Raw genomic sequence first — 18476 nt, forward strand, 5'->3', positions numbered from 1 at the left:
CATTATAGGGGGCATGCTTCTTTGGCATACAAAGTCGGTTTCCCGGATTTTATAAGCACATTGCAAGTAATTAGCTTTCATTTTCGAGTAGCGGAACCCGGATGGAAATATCCCGACCATGAATAGGTTTAAACTATATGGATAAGATTGATTAAAAGCAAAAAAACCTGAACCTTTACGGGTTCAGGCAATTCCAGACACGACAAATTATGTTAAAATCATACGACATTTTATCTTCTAACTACCGACATAATTAAACACAGCTTGCACCACACAGCGGCCTCCTTTGTCCACTGTAACATCTTTTGTCACTAAATGAAGCCCTAAAAGAGAGCCCTGCAAAACGAATACAGTTTCTGTAAAATACAGCCCAATGCCGCGTAGGCATTGGGTTTGTTGTATAATGGGAAAAAAGGAAAAGCGAGTTGAACGGCTTTGTTGCATGTAGGTAGACAATTAAYCGCATCATTTCATGCGGAGTTATATACACTTGTTCCGGAAAATCACCTCTTACGCAAGATTCATAGCATTGTGGACTTTGGTTTCATACATGAGCTGGTNCGCATCATTTCATGCGGAGTTATATACACTTGTTCCGGAAAATCACCTCTTACGCAAGATTCATAGCATTGTGGACTTTGGTTTCATACATGAGCTGGTGGAAAACTCGTATTGTAAATACTACGGCAGACCAGCTAATGAACCGGAACTGCTTTTTCGTCTGCTCTTTTTGCAAATCCTCTACAATCTTTCGGACGAGCGTGTTATAGAGGAAACGCAAGTAAATCTGGCGTACAAGTGGTTTATCGGGATTAACCCGGAAGATCCACTGCCGGATCCTTCGCAACTCTCACGTTTCCGTAACCACCGTCTTGGCGTAAGTCAGGTGGAGGATGTTCTAAAACAAGTAGTAGGCCAGTGCATCGACAAAGGGCTCATCAAGTCGAAAACCATCATTATGGATGCTACGCATACGCATGCAGCAACCCAGCGCCAACAGCCGCTGAACGTGCTTCGGGAAGCAGCCAAACGACTGTTTCGTGTTGTAGTGAAACGGCATCCGAAGCTAGAAAAGAAGCTTCCTCCATTGCTGAATGTCAAAAGTGAGCAAGAAGATGCAGAGAAGGTCATGTTGCGCTATCTCGCCGAGCTTGGCCAAACGGTAGAAGAGTTATTGCCGGACCATGAGGGGGCAATAAGTGACAAATTGCATATCGCGAAGGAAATCGTAGAAGATGAGCGCCTGCTAGCATACAAAGGCATCCGGTCAGCGGTCGACCCTGACGCAAGGTTCGGTTGGAAAAGCAGTACCAAGTCGTTTTTTGGCTATAAAGAGCACCTGGCTATGACAGAAGAAGAATTTATTACGGCTGTTGAAGTGACACCGGGAACCAGCGATGACGGAAAGCAGTTACCTGTTCTATTGGCGCAAACGAAAGCAAATGGGATTGTAGTCGAAGAAATCATTGCAGACACGGCATACTCAGGAAAAGACAATCTGGCAGAAATGAAAAAAGAATCCATTCAGCCTGTCGTTCCACTGAATCCCGTTGTTCACTCGGGTGGCGAGCGCCAAGATGGATTCGACTACAACAAGGACGCTAATTTCGTGGTCTGCCCTGCAGGCGAACACAGCATTCGCAAAGCGATTCAAGGCAGTAAAAAAAGCGGAGACAGCCGCTCGCTCGTATTCTACTTTGACGTAGAGAAGTGCAAAGTATGCCCGCTGCGCGATGGCTGCTACAAACCAGAGTCCAAAAGCAAGACGTACTCCATCCGGATCATCGCCGAGCACTTCAAAGAGCAAATCGAGTTCGAACTAAGCGATACGTTCAAAGAGCGAATTAAGYGCAGRCCGATCATTGAACACAAGARCGCGGAGATGAAGAGATTCCACGGTATGGCTACAGCCAAATACCGAGGTCTCTTTCGTATGCGAATACAGGCCCATCTCACTGCGTTTGTTGTAAATGTGAAACGAATGGTTAGGCTAATAGAGCAAAAGCAGCCCATCCTCTGACGAGGAACGAGCTGCTTTTTTAGTTTTTCAATCACTTTTACCATCTCGGAATACCCATTTCCTCAAAATTAAGGCTTTTGCAGGGCTCTCNTCCTCTGACGAGGAACGAGCTGCTTTTTTAGTTTTTCAATCACTTTTACCATCTCGGAATACCCATTTCCTCAAAATTAAGGCTTTTGCAGGGCTCTCGTCTTACGGGTCTTTTTACGATAACTTTCAGTCATGACAATAAGATAATGAACATACAGGGAAGATCTTAGAATTATGTATGCGATTACAATCTCTTATAATTAGGCTATATTCACAACATAGGAGGGGAAGCTCTTGGGTAGGATTTTTTACAGACCGGAAGGCGCTTGGGTAGGGGATGTAATTCCATTCTTCGCAGAAGGAAAATATCAGTTATTCTATTTGCATGACGAAAGAAGAAACGGTATCGCTGGAGAAACCCCTTGGCATTTAATCAGCACTACGGATATGGTACATTTTTGCGAAGAAGGGGAAGCGGTTTCAAGAGGAACCCGAACAAATCAAGATTATTACGCGTATACCGGGGATGTTATTGAAAAGGACGGCGTTTACCATTTGTTCTACACCGGAATGAATCCATTTCCGGCATTTATAGAGGAAGGTAAGCCCCTTCAGTCCGTGATGCACGCGACCAGCAAGGACCTTAAGCATTGGACCAAACATCCAGAACATACGTTTTATGCATCGGGAGGAATGTACGAAAGACACGACTGGCGAGATCCTTATGTTTTCTGGAATGAGGAAGCCGGGGAGTATTGGATGTTGCTCGCCGCAAGGACCAAAACGGGACCCGATCGAAGAAGAGGATGCATTGCGCTCTGTGCCAGCACCGATTTAATAGAATGGGAAGTGCGCGAACCATTCTGGGCGCCTGGTTTGTATATCACGCATGAATGCCCGGAAGTATTCCGAATGGGCAGCTGGTGGTATCTAGTTTACTCCACTTTCTCGGAGAAATTCGTTACGCATTATCGTATGAGCCAGTCGCCTAATGGCCCATGGATCGCGCCGAACAACGATACGTTTGACGGCAGAGGTTTCTACGCCGCCAAGACGGCCTCAGATGGTACGAACCGTTATGCGTTCGGATGGATACCTTCTAAAACGAATTCAAATGATAATGGCGATTGGCAATGGGCAGGCGATCTGGCCGTCCATGAAATTGTTCAACAGGAAGACGGTACATTGAAGGTGAAGCTGCCAAATGGAATCGATAAGCTGTTGAACCAAATCCAGCCATCACATTTGTATCCTGTAGCGGGTGATTGGACTCAAGCAGGAGGGGAATTGGCTTGCAAGTCGTTCGAAAGCCATAGTTTTGCATTGTCTGAATCTCCGATGCCTGACGCCTGCAAAGTTACCTTTAAAGTTTCGTTCGATGCGGCGACAAGAGGTTGCGGATTGATGATTCGAGCCGATGAAGAGGATAATGGATATTATATCCGATTTGAACCGCAAAACAATCGACTGGTATTCGATCGCTGGCCTCGTCAGCCTCAAGGGGAATTTCAATGGCAGGTAGCAGGGGACAAGCCTTATGAGGTAGAACTGGAAAGGCCGCTTAGCCTTGAGCCGGGTAGAGACTATGAAGTGAAAGCGGTTATTGAAGATTCGATTTGTGTGGTCTACATTGACAGTCTATTGGCAATGAGCGCAAGGATTTATAACCGCAAGCATGGCAAGTGGGGATTTTTTGTAACAGAAGGATCTGCATCCTTTAAGGAAGGTAGACTATTCATTTAAAGAGATTACCAATTATAGGAGGAATGATATCCAATGAAGAAGTGGTTAACCAGCGTTGTTTCATTCATATTGATCACTGCCTTACTCGCTGGATGCGGAAACGCGGGAGGCAGCAATGAAACCAAGGAAGGAACATCCGCGAATACCAAGACAAAAACAGTAAAATGGTTTGTCGCCAGGGGGGTCAATAATCCTGCCGTCGAAACGGTCAAAGAATTGGCGGAGGAATTCAAGAAAACGAACCCAGGATTTCAATTAGTGGTTGAAGGTACTGGAGACAGGCCCTCTTATTTGCAAAAGCTTAGAACTTTGATTGCCAGTAACGAAATGCCGGACATGTTCGACACCGATCCAGATGCTTTCGCTAAAAAACTGGTCGATGAAGATATGCTGGTTGATGTAAAAGGACTTCTTGACGATTTGGGCAAAACAGACGATTTCCGGCCGATCGCGTTGAGCTACCAACAGTTCAGTGATGGTTCGATGTACACGTTACCGCTTGAGTATGGCATCGAGGTGTTCTGGTACAACAAACGTATCTTCCAAGAAGCCGGTGTGAATCCGCCAACGACGTTCGATGAGTTTCTCGACGCAGCTAAAAAGCTTAAGAGTAAAGGAATCACGCCGATCGCGATAGATGGCAAAGATAAATGGCCGATGCTTCGTTATCTCGGATTCCTCCCGTTCCGCCAAACGGGCAATGATTATTTGGAAAAGCTCAAGAAAGGCGAGGAGTCGCTCACGGATCCGGTGGGCATGCAAGCGATCGAATTCATACAAGAGCTAGGCACCAAGAAGTATCTGCAAGAAGGATTCACTGCGACCGATTATACCGCTGCAAGAGATTTATTCTTAAGCGGCAAAGCTGCGATTTATTATATGGGTTCTTGGGAAACGTTAAGCTTCTCGGATGAGAATCTGACGGATGAAATGAAAGGAAATGTCAGCTACTTCAAAATGCCGATGACCGCTAACGCCACAACTCAACCAAACGATTACTTCATGAATTCAGGTATCGGCGTGGCCTTCAATAAACAGACGTTCGATGAAACGACGGAAAATTTCATTGCGTTCGTGTTGGATCATTATGCGGAAGCTTATGCGAAGAAAGGACAGTTCACGCCGCAAAAATATGAGCTTGACGAAAGTGTGAAAATGCCTCCTCTCTACCTTGAAATACTGAAGGACATCAACAGCAGCGGAACCGTATTCGGCATTCCTTGGGACGCCCGGCTGGATCCGGCTACGAATGAACTAATCGGCAATCAAATAAACGCACTCGGGGTCGGCGGTCTCACACCCGTTGAGTTTGCCCGTCAAATTGATGCGGCGATCAAAGAAAATGCAAAGAAGTACTTTACTGAATAAGCAAATGTAGATAATAGCCGAAAGAAACCAACCCGCTAGCAAAAGGTTGGTTTCTTTCAAAAAAATAAAGATAATCAGGTGTCCAAATGGAAAAAATATTACGCAACAAGTTCACTATCGCGTTGTTTGTACTCCCTGCACTTTTCGTCTATGGATTTACCGTTTTTGTACCCGTCGTATGGTCCCTGTATTACAGCCTATTTTCTTGGGACGGCATCACGAGTATGGAATTCATAGGCATGCAAAATTATGTTCGAATGTTCACTGATGATCGTGTTTTCTGGGATGCGTTCGTTAACAATCTCGTTTATCTTGCGGTTATCGTTAGCATTCAAGTTGGAGTAGGCATGCTGGTTGCTGTGCTCCTGACCAAAATCGGGTTCGGCAGGGAATTTTTTAAAACACTCTACTTTACTCCTGCCGTCATTACATCGGTAGCGATTGCTCAGCTATTTTCAAAAATCTATTCCTTCGAGCCGGTCGGGATGATCAATTACGTTCTTCATTTTTTAGGTCTCGGTCATCTTCAAACGGCATGGCTGTCAAGTATGGATTTGGCGCTGGCAGCCGTTTCGATTCCCGAGGGATGGAGATTTATTGGATTATACATGATTATCCTGTATGCCGCATTCATTTCAATTCCAAAGGACATGGAAGAGGCTGGAACCATAGACGGAGCCAGCGGATGGAAGTTGTTTCGATATATTAAATTTCCGCTGATCAAGCCTATTTTTATAATCACCATCGTTATGGCTACAACAGGAGCATTGAAAGGATTCGATATTCCATTCATCCTTACCAACGGTAGTCCCGGCCATGCAACGGAAATATTGACAACGTATATGTATAAGACGGCTTTCAGCAGTCTTCAATACGGTTACGGCAGTGCGATCACCGTGTTTATCGTACTAGAGAGCCTTATCGCCGTACTGTTGATTCGCAAATTGACCGATGACAAATGATTAAAGGACGATATAGCATGCAGAAACTTTTATTGAAGCAGGTTTTGTTCTACGGGGCAATTTTGCTTATTCTCATGATTCAGGTTTATCCAATTGTTTGGATTTTCTTATCGAGTTTGAAGAGCAAGGAACAGTTTCTTGGCGCCAATCCATTCAGTTTGCCTGACTCCTTCTCACTTGACAGTTTCGTTTATGTTTTTGAACAGACGCAGTTCATGACTTATTTTAAAAACAGTTTGATTGTGACTGTCATTTCGATATTTTTCATCATCATTCTGAGTGCAACAGCCGCTTTTGCCTTAGAGAAAATGCGCTTTAAATTCAGCAATGTTCTGCTCATTTTTTTCTTGTGCGGGATCATGATCCCCATACAGGTGACATTAATTCCGTTGTTTATTATTTACAAATCTTTTGATTTGTTGAACAGCTACACCTCCTTGGTGCTGCCGCAGGTTGGCTTCGCCCTTCCGATATCCATCTACTTATTTGTAGGCTTCTACAAATATATACCGAACGATTTGATGGAAGCTGCCGTCATGGATGGCTGCGGAATCTTCAAAGTGTTCCGTCATGTTATCCTTCCATTATCCAAAAACACGGTGATTACGGTCACTGCCATGAACAGTATCTTTATCTGGAATGAATTCATATTTGCCAACACGTTTATCAGCGAGAATGCTCTGAAGACTCTTACGGTTGGACTGCAAGATTTTGTGGGACAGTACGGATTAACCGATTGGTCATCCACTTTCGCTGCGATCAGCATTACCACGATTCCAACGTTGATTGTCTACTTCGCTTTAAATAAGAGTATTATTTCTGGCATGACGGCAGGCGCCACTAAAGGATAACGAAGGAGAGTGCAAGAAGATTTTACAGCACTTTCTAAGACGGGTTGTACGGTATAATAGGATTATTAGCCAATCAACATCAATCGAGGGATTTCTATGCCGTTATTCAAAATACCAAAGGAAAAGCTGACAATCAACCGGAAAATCATTCTGTTGGGGATTATCACGACATTAATCCCCTGTCTGATTATCGGCGCTTTTATTTTCCAATATGTAAGCAATGATATCGAGTCCAAGGTATCGACAACGACTTCCAATATGCTTAGCGTCATTAATTGGAACATCGATATGGTTTTCGTCGATGTCGAAAGCAGCGCTAACATGATTCTGGCTACAAAAGATATACAAAGATTTTTGACAGTAATCCATCCGAATGCACAAACAGATATTCAACTGCAGACAGCGACAAGGGATGTGCTGATCAATATCTCTAACAACAAGCCATATATCAGCGCGATTTACGTCGGCAGCCCTGAGCGGGAATACCTGCACGTCAATCAAGGGGAATCGCGTATACGGGGAACGATTTACGATAGGCTTGTTACGACCAAATGGTATGATACTGTGAAAACGATGAATGGAAAGGGAATTTGGATTAATAGCGATGAGGTGCAGTTTATTAATTCCGATAATCTCCTGTTGTTCGGCAAGAAGTTGAGGCATCTGGAATCGCTGCAAGACATTGGTTTACTTAGTATTAGCGTCGACAAGGGTGTTTTTGATCATATGTTCAAAAGCCTGGAGGGTATTGGGTCGGCCAATATTTTTATTCTCGAACAAGGGAAGCTTGTGTATGCGAATGGCAATCAGGAAAAATTGGGGCCGATATTGGCAGATGATTATTGGCGTGATATTGCCAGAGACTTCTCCAAGAATGAGACAGTCGCATTTAATGGCGAGAAATACATTATCAATGCGACAACCAATCAGAACACCGGCTGGAAAGTCGTCAGCTTGATCCCTTTTGAACAAGTGAATAATGAGATTACGAAAAGTCGGATTGTTGCGGTTGTCTTGCTGCTCGGGTCTTTTGTGATGGCCATGATAGGAGCCTATTTAATCTCGAATCGACTTATTAAACAATTCATGCTTCTCAATCGGGTAGTGCTCAAAACCGGCGAGATTCCCGATGTGTTTTTTGATGAAAGAGATGAAATCGGAAAAATCGGCAACTCTTTCATCCGGATCGTAAAATCAAACCATGAATTAAACGCCAAACTATTGGAGTCCAAAATCAAGGAAAAAGAAGCGGAGCTCATTGCCTTGCAAAGTCACATCAATCCCCATTTTCTCTACAACACGTTGAATTCCATTTATTTAATGGCGGAACAGATAAAAGCGAAAAATATTGCTAAAGTTGCGATAAACCTTTCGAAAATATTCAAATTGACCTTAAACCACGGCGAATATGTAACCACGGTTCAAAATGAAATGGATCAAATCAAGAGTTATCTTGAAATACAAAACATCCGTTTTGATCAAAAAATCGAATATGACATCGAGGTTGAGCCTGGTATACGTTCTCTTCCAATGTTGAAGCTGTTGCTTCAGCCGCTGGTTGAAAATGCCGTCCACCATGGTCTTGAACTTTTAATGAATAAAGGGAAAATTCATATTACTGGAAGAGCAGAGGAAGAAAGTAAGGCGCTTGTTTTTGAAGTCATCGATAACGGAGTTGGTTTCGACACGCTAGATCCCTCTGCCAATAAGGAAGGTTATGCACTTAAAAATATTCAAGAACGGATTAAGCTGCATTATGGCGATGATTTTGGATTAATGATTGAAAGCAGTAAAGGACACGGCACACGGGTAGTGCTCCGGATCGGCTTTCATTCTTAGGAAACAAGCAAGGGAGGTGATGGCATGTATACGTTATTCGTAGCAGATGACGAGTCCCTGGTATTGAACAGTATAACGCAGCTCATTGATTGGAAGGAATGCGGAATCGAAGTTGCAGGATCAGCCCGTGACGGTGAAACTGCATTGGCGGAAATACTCCGTCTGAAGCCGAACATTATACTGACGGATATCCGGATGCCGGGTATTGGGGGATTAGAGCTTATTCAAGCTGTACGAAAAGCGGGGTTAACTGCGGTTTGTATTATTATGAGCGGCTATACCGAGTTTGAATATGCAAAAAAAGCAATTGAATTGCAGGCAAACGATTATTTGATCAAGCCTGTTGAGCTTGATGAAATCAAGGATACGGTGCTGAAAGCATCGGTTAAATATATGGAATACGAAATGCAAAAAAAAAAGGAAGTTCAATTCCTCCAATATGAAAATGCTGTACGGGAGAAGTTGATTTATCAGCATATACTTGGTATGCATACGGGGTCTAATGAAAACGGGGATGTCAATCTTTCCGGTGAATATTTGGTAGTGGTTGGTAAAATGGATAATAAACTTCCGGGGGATGAGTCGGATGTTTTGCAATTAATGGATAATATGCGAAAGTTTACAGCTGAATATGATGATGGCACTTTTTTATTTATACGAGAAGGAGAGATTATTCTCTGCCAATTATGCACGCAGATAAGTCAAGCAGATCATTTTGTGCAGCTGGTAAGCCATCTTGCCATAGAGCATGGAAAAATAAGGTTCGGAATTGCACCGGGACTAAGCACAGTGCAAACCTTGCATGGTTATTATATTAAGGCTGAACAAGCATGCGAACAGGCAATATTTCTAAACCTTCCCGTATGCATGTATGAGAGACGTATCGAAGTGTCTGACTATCCTTTGGCAGAAAAACCCTGGATAGGGCAGACCGGTCCCATGATTTCATATTTTCATGACAATAAATGCGACAAGCCGTTTGTTCTTCGTCAAGTTTATAGATGGATTCAACTCATGGTCCAGAATATGGATCAGGAGTATCATATCGGGTTGAGCGGTTTTTTCGGGACTGTAAATGACATGCAAGAGATCATCCGTTCTTTATCGACCTTAGAGAGCATCACAAGTCAATTACAGGTATGGACGGAGCTATGCTCTCAATTGATTAGAACGAGAGAAGCGAGTTATAAAGAAAAGCTTATCGCTGATGTGAAGCACTATATTCATGAGCAGTATCATGATCCCAAATTAACGCTCGATGTCTTGGCTGAACATTTCAAGATAAGCGTTTCCCATCTGAGTCAGCTATTTTCGAAAAAAGAAAATGTCTCTGTGTATGAATATATGATAAAAAAAAGAATCGAGAAATCAAAAGAACTTCTTACATTCAGTCATATTAAAATTTCTGATATAGCGACTATGATGGGGTACGATAATCCGCGGTATTTCTCCCAAGTGTTTAGAAAAAGAACCGGTTTGACACCCGGGCAGTATAGATCAAAGCATTTTATCCGTTCGTACTGAAAATCCCCGGTGGTGTAATGGAGGGCAATGAAGAACTTGTAGTTTTTCGAAGTAACTTTAACAGCGCTCAAAAAAAGACGACGCTCATCCTGTTTATTGGGATGAGAAGTCGTCTTTTATGCATATAGGGGGTCTGGATTCATCATGAAACTAATCCGTGAATTTCAATATTCGTTTTAAGTTTACGAAGCTGCACACACAAATGTTTACAACTCTTTATTAATAAGGTATTCTGCAGAAGAGTATCGACGGTAAGCCTAGTTGATCAAGGAAGGAAATAGTTGCATCATATTGACACACTATGAATGAATAAAGTGAGGTTTATGATCGATGTCTAGCATAAAAGAAGTCGCGAAAATGGCGAATGTATCGATTGCCACTGTATCGCATGTTATAAATGGAACACGGTTTGTCGCGGATGATACGAAGGCTAGGGTAAAGCAAGCGATGACAGCGTTAAAATATTATCCGAACTCCGTCGCACAAAGTCTCCGCAGCAAAAAATCAAAATTGGTAGCGCTTATCGTTCCCAATATTTGGAATCCTTTTTTCTCGGAATTAACCTACTATATTGAAGATGAGCTTAACAGCGAGCAATATAAACTGTTGCTTTGCAACAGTGAAAGAAAGCCTGAAAAAGAAATCTATTACCTGGATATGCTGCGGCAAGATAAGGTGGCGGGCATCTTAGGGATTACCTACAACGAAATAGACAACAGCGTCAGCGATGAGATCCCAATGATCAGCATTGACCGTCATTTCAGCAAAAAGATCACATGCGTAACCTCGGACAATTTTGAAGGCGGCCGTATGGCTCTGAGGGAACTGGTGAAAGCTGGCGTGAAGAAACCTGCTTTTATTGGAAATGTCACTGCTGTTTTCAGTGAAACGATGAAGCGGAGAGCGGGTTTTGTTCACGAAGCCGAGTTGATGGGAATCGATTATGTCGTATATGAGCGGCCGGATCCGATCCGCGATTACGAGACCTATTACAAGGATTTCTTTGAGCTTCATAGCAATGTGGATGGTGTTTTTGCCATCACGGATATGTTGGCAGCCCAATATATCGAGAGAGCCAGCAAACTCGGCATTCACGTTCCTAAGGATGTAAAGGTAATCGGATATGATGGCATCCAGGACCATCATTACTTTCATCCTGTGTTATCAACAATCAGGCAGCCTGTAGAGGAAATGGCCCGAACGGCCGTACGTCTTCTGTTTAGAAAAATCGAAGGTCATACATTGGAGCAGGAAACTTACCAGCTGCCGGTCATTTTTAGACAAGGAGAAACGACTTGAATTTTATGTAGTTAAATATTTTGTTTAAGCTGCCTGCTTATAGTAGGCAGCTTTTTTTTTATTGACAAAATCAAACGATTCAAATAATCTTAATATTGTCAGCAAATATAAACGTTTACGGTAAACGTTTATACGGCAGCAGCCTAGATAAAACTTAGAATATAAGAGATTTTATTTTTCTTTATGACAACGCTTACATATGGCATATTGGCAACTCTTGAAAGGAGTGATAGGGGCGGCGGCATTAGGATTGGAATGAATGATATTGACTAGAGGAGAAGTGTAAGCAATGACACGAACAAGTTGGCTCAAAAAGTTAACGGCAAGAATGGTCATTCTTTCTATGTTATCGAGCTTTTTTGTTATAAACAATCCTACGATAGTAAAAGCGTCGACCACTATTACGAATCCCAGCTTCGAATCCGGCAATCTGACCGGATGGACGACGGTTAGCGGAATGGCATTTAGCGCGGCGGATGTTACAACGGACACCGATTATTGGAATTTGCAAAAGTTTAATCAGCATAATTTTTGGCATATTTGGGGCGGGAAAGGCGACAACTCCAAGGTTGGCGTCATGAAATCGGAGACGTTTACCGTGGGCGGAAACGGGTTAATGGATTTCCTCATCGGAGGAAACAATGACATCAACAACTTATACGTCGCATTGGTCAGAAACTCCGACGGCGTGGAGCTGCTGAAAGCGACAGGAAGCAATACGGACGCCTATTCGACTGTGAACTGGGATGCTTCGGCGTATATCGGAACAGTATGCTACATCAAGATTGTGGACAGCTCGACGAGCGGTCATATTAACATAGACGATGTGAATGTGCCGCCTACCGCTACGCTAAATAATCATGTGGAGCCGGCCATCTACAATCATGATTTTGAATATACGGATCTTGTCCCATGGGAGATCAAGGGTTGGATAAATGTCAGCGGAGACGCATTTGCTCCGAGCAGCCTGACGCACGAAACGAATTACAGCCCAGGAGGCAAGTTCCTCAAAAACGGCAGCTACCATCTTTGGGGCGCTAAAGCCGGCGGGGATGGAGACGTAGGCGTTCTCAAGTCCGAAACCTTTACGCTAAGCGGCAATGGGGGCGTGGACTTCTTAATCGGCGGAGGGAAAGACAGCAGCAACCTGTATGTTGCGCTCGTTAAAGCTTCGGATGGAACGGAATTGTTCAAGGAAACCGGACGCAATTCAGAAATGTATCAGAGGGTATTTTGGGATGCTTCAGCCTATATCGGGCAGGATCTTTACATTAAAATTGTCGATAATGCTACCGGCGGATGGGGCCATATCAATGCGGATGATTTTCATGTATTGAATTCCCAGTATGCAGGCGGGCTTCTGGGGCATTGGAAGCTGGATGAAAATACGGGGAAGGCCGCTGCTGAAAACGTAACGGGAACGACGGATCCGATTGAGTATCACTTGAATACCGGTGTCTATCAGTCGTCCCAGGATCCGTTATGGAAGAGCGACGGCATCAGCAACAGCGCACTGCTGTTTGACGGCTATTCTACATGGATTACACGTACACCTGATAAAATTCCGGTTCCGCAAAAAGCGGTTACTGTTGAAGCATGGGTTGCGCCAAGAAATTTTGAGCATGGAGATGAAGGCCGTCTTTCTGCGATTGTCAGCCAAGGCAATCGTGAAGCAAAAGAAGGCTACATACTGGGTAACTTCCGGCACGGCACATGGGGCTTCCAATTCGGTACAGGCAGCAACTGGCGTGAAGTCATGTCGGATACGCTGCTGCCTCTCAATGAATGGTCTTATATTGTTGCTACTTATGAAAGCGCTACCGGAATGGCGGCGTTATACCAGAACGGGAAACAAGTGGCGACTGCGAACTTCCCTCCAGGCGAACAAATAGTACCTAGTGCCAACGATTTATTAATCGGAAAAAACAGCCAGAGCATGTGGCTCTATGGCTACTCGTTAAACATGTTCAGCGGTTTGATGGACGAAGTGAAAATTCGCAATTTGGCTATGGGGTCTGTAGAAGTAACGAATGCATATAACAGCTATGTGACAGCTCTGGGCGGAAACTTGCCTACAGCAAATGAAAGAATCGATCGCAGCGTAATGGCTAATGACACGCAGCGTCCTCAATTCCATGCGGAGCCTTCCGCACACTGGCAGAATGAACCGGGCGGAGCTATATTTTTTAACGGACTTTATCATATCTTCTATCAAAGCGCTCCGAGAGGGCCTTATTGGAATCATATCCGTTGGGGGCATATGGTCAGCAGCGACATGGTGAAATGGAGAGATGCGGAGGATTCCGTTATTCCAGGCAAATATGACGTCGATCCTGAAGGCGCATGGGCTGGCGGAGCGGTCGTGGACGATAACGGCGTACCGACTATCTTCTATACAGCTGGCGATGACAGAAAATCGCCGAATCAGCGCGTAAATATTGCCAGAAGCAATTATCCGGTTGATTTAGACAATGATTTGAACGGGTGGAATAAAAACATGAATGTTGTTGTGGATCAGCAGGCAGGACAAGGCATGACGGGAGAGTTCCGCGATCCGTTCGTGTTCAAAGACGGCAACGAATGGTTCATGCTCGTTACTTCCGGCATCTCCGGACAAGGCGGTACGGCACTTGTTTATTCGACGACAGATTCGAGCTTCCAATCGTGGACTTACCGCGGACCGTTATATACCGGTAATGCAATGACTTATCCGTTAACCGGACAAGTATGGGAGCTGCCGCAGCTGCTTCCGCTCGGAACAAGCGGCAAACATATCTTTATGATCAACCCGGCCAAAATGGCGCAAACCGAACGTCAATCCCGCTATACATGGTATTGGATTGGCACATGGAATAAAACGACAGCTACTTTCACGCCGGACAATGCAGAGCCGCAGATGTTTGACGTCGGGGATCATTTTACCGGACCGGCTGCATTCAATACGCCTGACGGCAGAACGGTCATTTATACGATCGCGCAGGGCAGAAGAACGGCAACGATGGACTACAACGCCGGCTATGCCCATAACTTCGGACTGCCGTTAAGCGTATATCTGCGTCAGGACGGCAAGCTGGGGATGGAGCCGATTTCCGAATTAAATACGCTGAGAGGGACGCAGCTGGTCAATATTACGACCGATACGACTTATGCAGCAGCGAATACAGTCCTTTCGTCGATATCCTCGGACATGCTTGAAATTGAAGTGGAAATTGATCCCGGTTCGGCAAACGAAGTCGGCTTAAGCGTGCGCCGTTCCCCTAATGCGGAAGAAGAAACGATTGTATACTACAAGAAGAGCTCGACTGAATTTTGGGTGAACCGGACCAAATCGAGTCTGAATCCGGACGTAGAGAAGTGGTATCAAGGCGGAGTCGCCGACATAGGTTCGGAAAATATTAAATTGCGTACATTTGTAGACCGTTCCATGGTTGAATCCTATTTGAATGGTATCAAAGCATTAACAACAAGAGCTTACCCAACCCGAAGCGATGCGAAAGGCATAAGAATATGGGCCGACAGCAATACGGGTACGGTTGTGATTAAGTCGTTGAAAGTATGGGCAATGAATTCGGCTTATCCGACTGTCAATCCGGCAAGCGTTTCCTTGCCGGCATCCAAGTCGATCATTAATGGAGACAGCCAGCTATTACGGGCGACGGTTTCACCTGCAAATGCATCGAATAAAGATGTCATTTGGACTTCCAGCAACAATGCGGTAGCATCTGTAGTTAACGGAAAGGTTACCGCTAAGTCCGTAGGAACGGCGACCATTACGGCAAAAACCCGTATCGGGAACTTTACCGCAAACAGCACGATTACCGTTACAGCAGAACCGGCCCATGACGGATTAATCAATGGCGACTTCGATGACAATCTGTCCGGTTGGACGATCTTAAGCGGCAATGCGTTCAGCAGCCAGGATGTTACCGATGCGAATGATTGGGGCTGGGGAGGACCATTTAATCAACACGGGAACTACCATTTATGGGGAGGGAAAGACGGCGGGGACAGCCAAACCGGATCGATCCGCTCGCAGAAATTTATTCTCGGTGGTAATGGACAGATTAACTTCCTGGTAGGCGGCGGCAACAATATTTATGATGAATATGTTGCGCTCGTCCGAAGCTCGGACGGGAAAGAACTGTTTAAAGTAAGCGGTGGAGACAAAGAATCGTATACACGGGTTCATTGGGATGCTGCCGATTACATCGGAGTCGAGTGTTACATTAAAGTTGTGGATAATGCAACGGGAGGCTGGGGTCACATAAATGTGGACGACTTCCAAGTACCCGTACAACCTCCAACAACGACGAACATCACCAACCCTGACTTTGAAACAGGCAGCTTATCAGGTTGGACAATTGTAAGCGGTACCGCGTTCAATAATCTTGACGTATGCACGGATACAACTTACTGGACTCCGGCACGTCCATTCAACCATAATGGCACATACCATATGTGGGGCTTTAAAGACGGCGGAGACAGCCAAGTCGGCGTCATGAAATCGAGCACATTTACGCTGTATGGAACGGGCTGGATCGATTTCCTGATCGGGGGCGGTCAAGATCCTAATAAAGATGTGCCGGGTCAAGATCTTACTACTCTGTACGTTGCTTTGGTCAGGGCATCCGACGGCGCGGAGTTGATCAAAGAGACGGCTTATAATGACGAAGCGTATACCCGGATATTTTGGGATGCATCCGCTCATATCGGAGAGCAAGTATATATCAAAGTTGTCGATAATTTGACCGGCGACTGGGGTCATATCAACGTTGACGACTTCCATGTTTACAATACGGCCAGCGATATTACGACAGCGGACCGGTATGAGCAGTACCGCCCGCAGCTCCATTTCTCGCCGGATCGGAAATGGATGAATGATCCGAACGGCCTTGTTTATTACGATGGGGAATATCATTTGTTCTACCAGCATAACCCTACGGGCACCACATGGGGACCAATGAGCTGGGGACATGCTGTCAGTACGGATATGGTAAACTGGAAGGATCTTCCGATTGCGCTTGAACCCGATTCGATCGGTTTTATCTGGTCCGGCTCTGTCGTAGTTGATACGAACAATACAAGCGGCTTTCAAATGGGTATGGAAAAACCGATGGTCGCCATGTTTACTCACGAAAAAGGCAGCGTTCAAGTACAAAGCATCGCATACAGCAACGACAGAGGAAGGACATGGGCCAAGTATGCCGGAAACCCTGTCATTACACAGCCCCAGGGAGTGGAAGTTTTCCGTGATCCGAAAGTCATCTGGCATGCGCCGACCAATAAATGGGTTATGGTCATTTCTGCAGGCGATCGGGTGCAGTTCTATACTTCAACCGATTTGAAAGTATGGAACTATGCCGATGAGTTCGGCAGCACACACGGATCTCATGGAGGTACTTGGGAAGTTCCCGATTTATTCTCGTTAGCGGTTGACGGCGACGGAGCCAATACCAAATGGGTATTGACAGCCAGTATAAGCAATGGCGCTCCTGCGGGCGGATCGGGCACCCAATATTTTATTGGAACCTTTAACGGAACTACATTCACGAACAGCAATTCACCCGGCACTGTGCTTTGGGCCGACTACGGTTCGGACTTCTATGCCGGAATCACGTTCAGCGATATTCCAACAGCAGATAACCGCCGGATTATGATTTCATGGATGAATAACTGGAATTACAGCCAACGAATCCCGACGTCGATCTGGAGAAGCTCGATGACCGTTCCGCGTGAGCTTAAACTGACGGATACGGGCGGGGGCGCTGTAAGAATGACGCAAACACCGGTTGCAGAGCTGTCCGGCATACGCGGAACAAGCAACAGCTGGACGAACCAAACAATAACGCCGGGCAGCAATCTCCTATCCAGCGTGACGGGAAATACGGTAGAAATTGTTGCGGAATTCCAGAACAATACGGCCACTGCAACCGAGTATGGATTTAAAGTGCGGAAAGGCGGCGACAACTTCACAACGATTGCTTACAATAAGACGAATTCCAAGTTTTTCGTTGACCGTACCGCTTCCGGCGAATCACACTTCAACGGCACTTTTGCAGCAAAACATGAAGTAACCTTGTCAGCGGACAATAATAAGATCAAAATGCGAATATTTGTAGATCGTTCTTCCATCGAGGCATTCGGCAATGACGGTAAGGTGTCCATCACGGATCAAATCTTCCCGGATCTAGCCAAAAACGGGCTTGAGCTTTATTCGACGGGCGGAAATGTAACATTGAACAGTCTTACCATTTACCAACTGGGAGCGACGGCTGAATTGTCGAACCATGATTTTGAATCCGGAGATTTAACCGGTTGGACGGTAGTCAGCGGTACAGCCTTTAGCAATGCGGTTGTCTCGGATGACAGAAACTGGGGCTGGGGCGGATTATTTAATAAGAGCAATGTGTACCACTTATGGGGATATAAAGCGGGAGATGCTCCAGTAGGGGTATTGAAGTCGGCAAACTTCATTGTCGGCGGCAGCGGAAAGATCGATTTCTTAATCGGCGGCGGCAACAACCTATCGAATCTTTATGTAGCTCTCGTAAGAGTTTCTGACGGTGCCGAGTTGTTAAAAGCGACGGGGGCGGGCAGCGAGGCGCTCTCTCGCGTCATTTGGGATGCTGCAGCCTATAAAGGCGTCAATTGCTATATCAAGATCGTAGATAACAACACCGGCGGCTGGGGCCACCTTAATGTAGACGATATTAACGTACCCGTAAAGTAGCGGTTGATCAAGAAGTATTAAACATGGTTAACAAACCCAGTGCCCACCGCACTGGGTTTGTTGTGTTTTATGAGTTGAAATAACGCTTCAAACCGCTCATACAGAAAAAA

At 45.1% G+C, this 18476-nt stretch carries 8 protein-coding genes and 1 pseudogene; all 9 read left to right on the forward strand.

The annotated features are described in order from the left end of the window. Positions 1-561: 561 nt before the first annotated feature. Positions 562-2020, forward strand: a pseudogene (locus ASG81_RS21990) (IS1182 family transposase); the annotation flags it as partial. A gap of 324 nt (positions 2021-2344) precedes the next feature. Next, complete coding sequence (locus tag ASG81_RS21995) at positions 2345-3793, forward strand: glycoside hydrolase family 32 protein (protein ID WP_056639286.1); 1449 nt, start codon at positions 2345-2347, stop codon at positions 3791-3793. A gap of 33 nt (positions 3794-3826) precedes the next feature. Next, positions 3827-5161 (forward strand): ABC transporter substrate-binding protein, encoded by a 1335-nt coding sequence (locus ASG81_RS22000; protein ID WP_056639288.1) that lies wholly within the window; start codon positions 3827-3829, stop codon positions 5159-5161. 86 nt (positions 5162-5247) lie between these two features. Then, the gene (locus tag ASG81_RS22005; protein ID WP_200961576.1) at positions 5248-6123 is read left to right on the forward strand and encodes a carbohydrate ABC transporter permease; all 876 of its coding nucleotides are present in this window, start codon (positions 5248-5250) and stop codon (positions 6121-6123) included. 17 nt (positions 6124-6140) lie between these two features. Beyond that, positions 6141-6974 (forward strand): carbohydrate ABC transporter permease, encoded by an 834-nt coding sequence (locus ASG81_RS22010; protein ID WP_056639290.1) that lies wholly within the window; start codon positions 6141-6143, stop codon positions 6972-6974. A gap of 96 nt (positions 6975-7070) precedes the next feature. Further along, entirely contained in the window at positions 7071-8813 is a 1743-nt protein-coding gene (locus ASG81_RS22015) for a sensor histidine kinase (protein WP_056639292.1), read from the forward strand. 24 nt (positions 8814-8837) lie between these two features. Next, positions 8838-10337: a response regulator transcription factor gene (locus ASG81_RS22020; protein ID WP_056639294.1), complete on the forward strand. Its 1500-nt coding sequence runs from the start codon at positions 8838-8840 to the stop codon at positions 10335-10337. Positions 10338-10667: 330 nt separating this feature from the next. Continuing rightward, on the forward strand, positions 10668-11636 hold the full coding sequence (locus ASG81_RS22025; protein WP_056639296.1) for a LacI family DNA-binding transcriptional regulator: 969 nt from the start codon (positions 10668-10670) through the stop codon (positions 11634-11636). Positions 11637-11925: 289 nt separating this feature from the next. Then, positions 11926-18366: a GH32 C-terminal domain-containing protein gene (locus ASG81_RS31240; RefSeq protein WP_155971768.1), complete on the forward strand. Its 6441-nt coding sequence runs from the start codon at positions 11926-11928 to the stop codon at positions 18364-18366. Positions 18367-18476: the final 110 nt, after the last annotated feature.

Origin of the sequence: Paenibacillus sp. Soil522 (assembly GCF_001428245.1) — a bacterium.
In the GTDB taxonomy this organism is placed as follows: Bacteria; Bacillota; Bacilli; order Paenibacillales; family Paenibacillaceae; genus Pristimantibacillus.